3 protein-coding genes are annotated in these 3,667 nt (G+C 60.8%); 1 reads left to right on the top strand and 2 read right to left on the bottom strand.

Going from position 1 to position 3,667, the window contains the following annotated elements:
• Positions 1 to 406 (bottom strand): arabinofuranosidase catalytic domain-containing protein (locus JOZ76_RS01415; protein ID WP_291696852.1); only part of this gene is annotated, 406 nt, incomplete at its 3' end.
• 465 nt (positions 407 to 871) lie between these two features.
• On the opposite strand from JOZ76_RS01415, the gene JOZ76_RS01410 reads away from it, so the two are divergent.
• A complete protein-coding gene (locus JOZ76_RS01410) occupies positions 872 to 2,080 on the top strand; it encodes a glycosyl hydrolase (RefSeq protein ID WP_291696851.1) in 1,209 nt (402 codons plus the stop codon).
• Between the two features lie 561 nt (positions 2,081 to 2,641).
• Here JOZ76_RS01410 and JOZ76_RS01405 read toward each other — a convergent pair.
• Positions 2,642 to 3,667 (bottom strand): tyrosine-type recombinase/integrase (locus JOZ76_RS01405; RefSeq protein ID WP_291696850.1); only part of this gene is annotated, 1,026 nt, incomplete at its 5' end.

Raw genomic sequence — 3,667 nt, 5'->3', positions numbered from 1 at the left:
CACCATTCGGGCCAGGTCCTTTGAAATGTCCCCCGACGGCGATGGCGAGATCGTTGTGCTCAGGCGATTGGTCGTAAATCTTGGTGATGATGCACGTGGTGTTGGTGCAAAACGCATCCTGCGCCGCGGCGTTCGCATAGCCGTCCGGAAGCAACCCGATGTTTTTGGTGGCGTTGTCCGAGGCTCTCTTCACCTCATATAACGCGCCGGCATATCTGGCGTATAGCGATCTCACCGTACTATGCGCCGCGACGCACGGCGTATTCCCGGCCGCGTAGATGTCGCATGGCCTTCGTTTGATGGTTTCCAAATGCGTGGCGCGAAGGCCTATCGGGCTTCCAACCATCAAACCGGCGATAATCGCCAGGACAGCGCGGGCTCTCGATGACGATAGCAACATGGTCATGATTTATCCAAGGCTGCGGGATTTTCGGATTTCAGCGCTCATTCCACGGCACCAATCTCTGGGCGGCCGTGGAAATACAGCGGTTCTCGCGCAGAGTGCCACCTGACGAGCAAACCTTATGCGCAGATCGGATTGTCTCGAGCATGCTCATACTTGGACGGTTAGTGCAAAGCTTGTTGTTGCCGTATCAAAAGACGGGGTCGTTGAACGTTGTGTGAATAGGAGGGGTAGGAATATTTCGATTCATGCAGGCAACGTGACGGCGGAGCAAACCCCCAGGCGCGCATCGGGCCGGATCGATGCGCCCCATGTTCGGCGGCCCGGAGCACGCAACGCCGCCTCTAAACGCCTCCATGGGACGTCGCCGGACATCCCGAAGATCACATGCGTTGCGTCCCGTTTGTTCATGCGCCGGTCATTCGTGTGTGACTAGGTTGGACGCCTCTTGAGGTAAGGAAGCGCGCCATGCAACCCGGCAAGCCGTTCATCGCCTCGACGGTGGTTCTCGCCCTCCTCGTGGGGTCGATCCTCTTAGCGCTCTCCACGGAGGCCCGCGCTGCGCCGCCACTCGGGGTCAACTACGAGAACGGCAACGGCATGGATCAGCTCAACTGCGACGGCGGCAATACCGCGCAGATCGCGGCCGACATGGCGCACCTCAAGTCGATCGGTGTCAAGTGGATCCGTATCGAGGCGTCGACGACCGCCGAAAGCGGCCTTCTCAAATCGCCGGCATGCCCGAAGCTTGCCCCGTTCCAGGGCCTTCGGAACATGCTGAAGGGGATAGAGAGCGCACAGGCGAAGCCCGTGATCATCCTCCTTGTCGACCACTACGACTCCGCCGCACGCGCCCCCTATCTCGCTTGGCTGGAGCAGGTGCTCGCCGAGGCGCCGGAGAGCGCGGTCTTCGAGGTGGGCGACGAGGAGAATCTCAGTCAGTCGACCGAGGGCTACAAAGGCGCGCCGCCCGGTGGCTATCCCTATGGCTGGCGGTTCAACGCTGCGGATTTCGGCGCGTCCGACCGCGTGGGCATGTGCCCAAAGGATTCGACCAAGGCGGCGGACCTCGACGGTGCGGTCGCGAGCTATGTCGCCTGGCTCGCGGACAGCTATGCCGCGATCAAGGCCAAGCGGCCGCATGCGACCGTCATGATCGGCGGCCTGTCGTCCTGGCAGGCGCAATGCTGGACCGAGAAGCTTGGCCAGCACGGCGCCTATCGCCATGCGGACGCGATTGCGTATCATGCTTATGGTGCGACCCCGAACGAAGCGGTCGCCGCACTCGATGCGTTCCAACCGATCGTAAAATCCTGGCCCAAGCACCTGGACATCTGGATCACCGAGTTCGGCTTCACCACTGGCAGCGGGGCGAGCCGTGTCGCGACCGAGCAGCTCAAGGCCAGCGAGCTGGCCGAGACCTATCGCCTGCTCGCACGCCGCGTTAGCAGTCCCATCCTCTACTACACCGCCAGGGAGTGGCCGCTCACGACGGCGCAGTGGAAGCAGCAGTGCGGCTATGGCCCGTGCGTCCTCGACAAGCCGGGCTCGAACCCGGGACACATCCCCGGCACCGAACGCGACGCCAGCGGCTCCGGCCTGTTCGAGCAGCTCGACGGGCATCTGATCGAGGAGCCCGCCGAGAAGGCCTTCGGCGCAGCCACAAGGGCCCCGTGACAACCCAGCGGCTTGAGTCGGCTCCGGAACGCCGCGCCGAATATCGATGCGTCGCCTAGCCGAAACCGCGAGTATGCGATCTACCCCTTGGACGAGGAGCCGCACGTTGGTCCAACCTGCAATCGTGCGGCGACTTTCTGATTTGCCACGAACCACCCTCAACCTGCCCATCGCTGGCGCGCGAACCAGAGCGGGTCGGGCTTTTAGCCAACGCAGATGGGGACCGCGCCAGCAATTTCGGGTCGAGCGGGCTCAATAGCATGTGCACTGGGTGGCATTCGTTCGCGCCGGTCGATGGCAGACAGCGGGCGATCAAATCACGCATCAGCTGGCCTCTGTGCCCCGGCTGTACCCCGAGATTTCCGGGGCACAGACGGCGGGAGACAGTCAAGTAACATATTGATTTTATTGATCTTATCGTGGGCGCACAAGGGATCGAACCTTGGACCTCTCCCGTGTGAAAGAAGGTATGGCTGCCGCACAAAATAGGACGGTTCACGTCGGGACGCACCGCCCCTGAGTTCTAGACAAGGTTGCTTCGGGGCAAGACACCTAGGTAGGTCAAGCCGCTTCCGACTTATTGTCGGTGTCGTCAATCAGCAGGTGAGACTGCTGCGGCTCCTTTGTGCTCGCGTCGTCAAGACTACTGAAAAGGGCCAAGGCCAGGCGATCTGAAATCTTTGTCGCCGCTTGCTTGACTGGATCAGATGCAAGATGGGCATACCTCGCCGTCGTCTGAACCTGCGTGTGTCCTAGCAATTTGCCGATCATCGCCAGCCCTTCGCCGACGAGCAATCCGCCGGATGCAAATGTGTGACGGAGATCGTGAATGCGTACGTCATTTAGCCCCGCGGCTTTCCGGATGCGGCGCCACGGATGCTGCAGATCGGTTAGGTGCGCCTTCTCCTTCTTTCCTACGATAACGTATGGGTTGCCTGTCACGCGAGGCAACGCATCCAGCAATGCGACGACCGCCTCGCCAAGGTGGACGGTCTTCGCCCCGGTTTTGCTATCGGGTAATCGCAGTTCTTTCTGTTCCAGATCCACGTAGCGCCATTCAAGGCGTTGAATTTCGGACAAACGGCACCCCGTGAGGAGCAGGATGCGGAAGGCAGCAACGGCATATTTGGTTTCCGTCTGATGAAACTCCGCGGCCGTCAATGCCTGCCCGAGTCGCTGCAGTTCCTTCGGCGACAAGAATCTCTCGCGCTTACGTTCTGGAAAGCGCTCGACATCTTCGCAGGGATTGGTGTGCTTATCCCGTATCCCCCAAGTCTCAGCAAGGTTCATCATTTTCGACAGGACGCCCAGCGTGCGGTTCGCCTGGTACGGGATATGAGACAAGGACCCGTGCAATTCTGCCAAGTCGGCCGTCGTCACCGACCGAACATGCTGCTTGGCGAAAAACGGATCGAGGAATAGCTCGACTGCGCGGCGATATTCGGCCTGCGTCGATGGCTTGCAGCGCGTGGGAACATACTGCGTGAGAAAGCGCTCTCCGAGTTCCTTCATGGTGGTCGATTGCCGTTCAGCGTCGCGCAGCGCCGCTGGATCGCCATTGGCGCCGCGGACACTGCCAAGTTTGAT

Source organism: Bradyrhizobium sp. (genome assembly GCF_019244115.1).
Classification (GTDB): domain Bacteria; phylum Pseudomonadota; class Alphaproteobacteria; order Rhizobiales; family Xanthobacteraceae; genus Bradyrhizobium.
The sequence above is the reverse complement of the archived record's forward strand: the minus strand, read 5'-3'. Positions and strand labels throughout refer to the sequence as shown.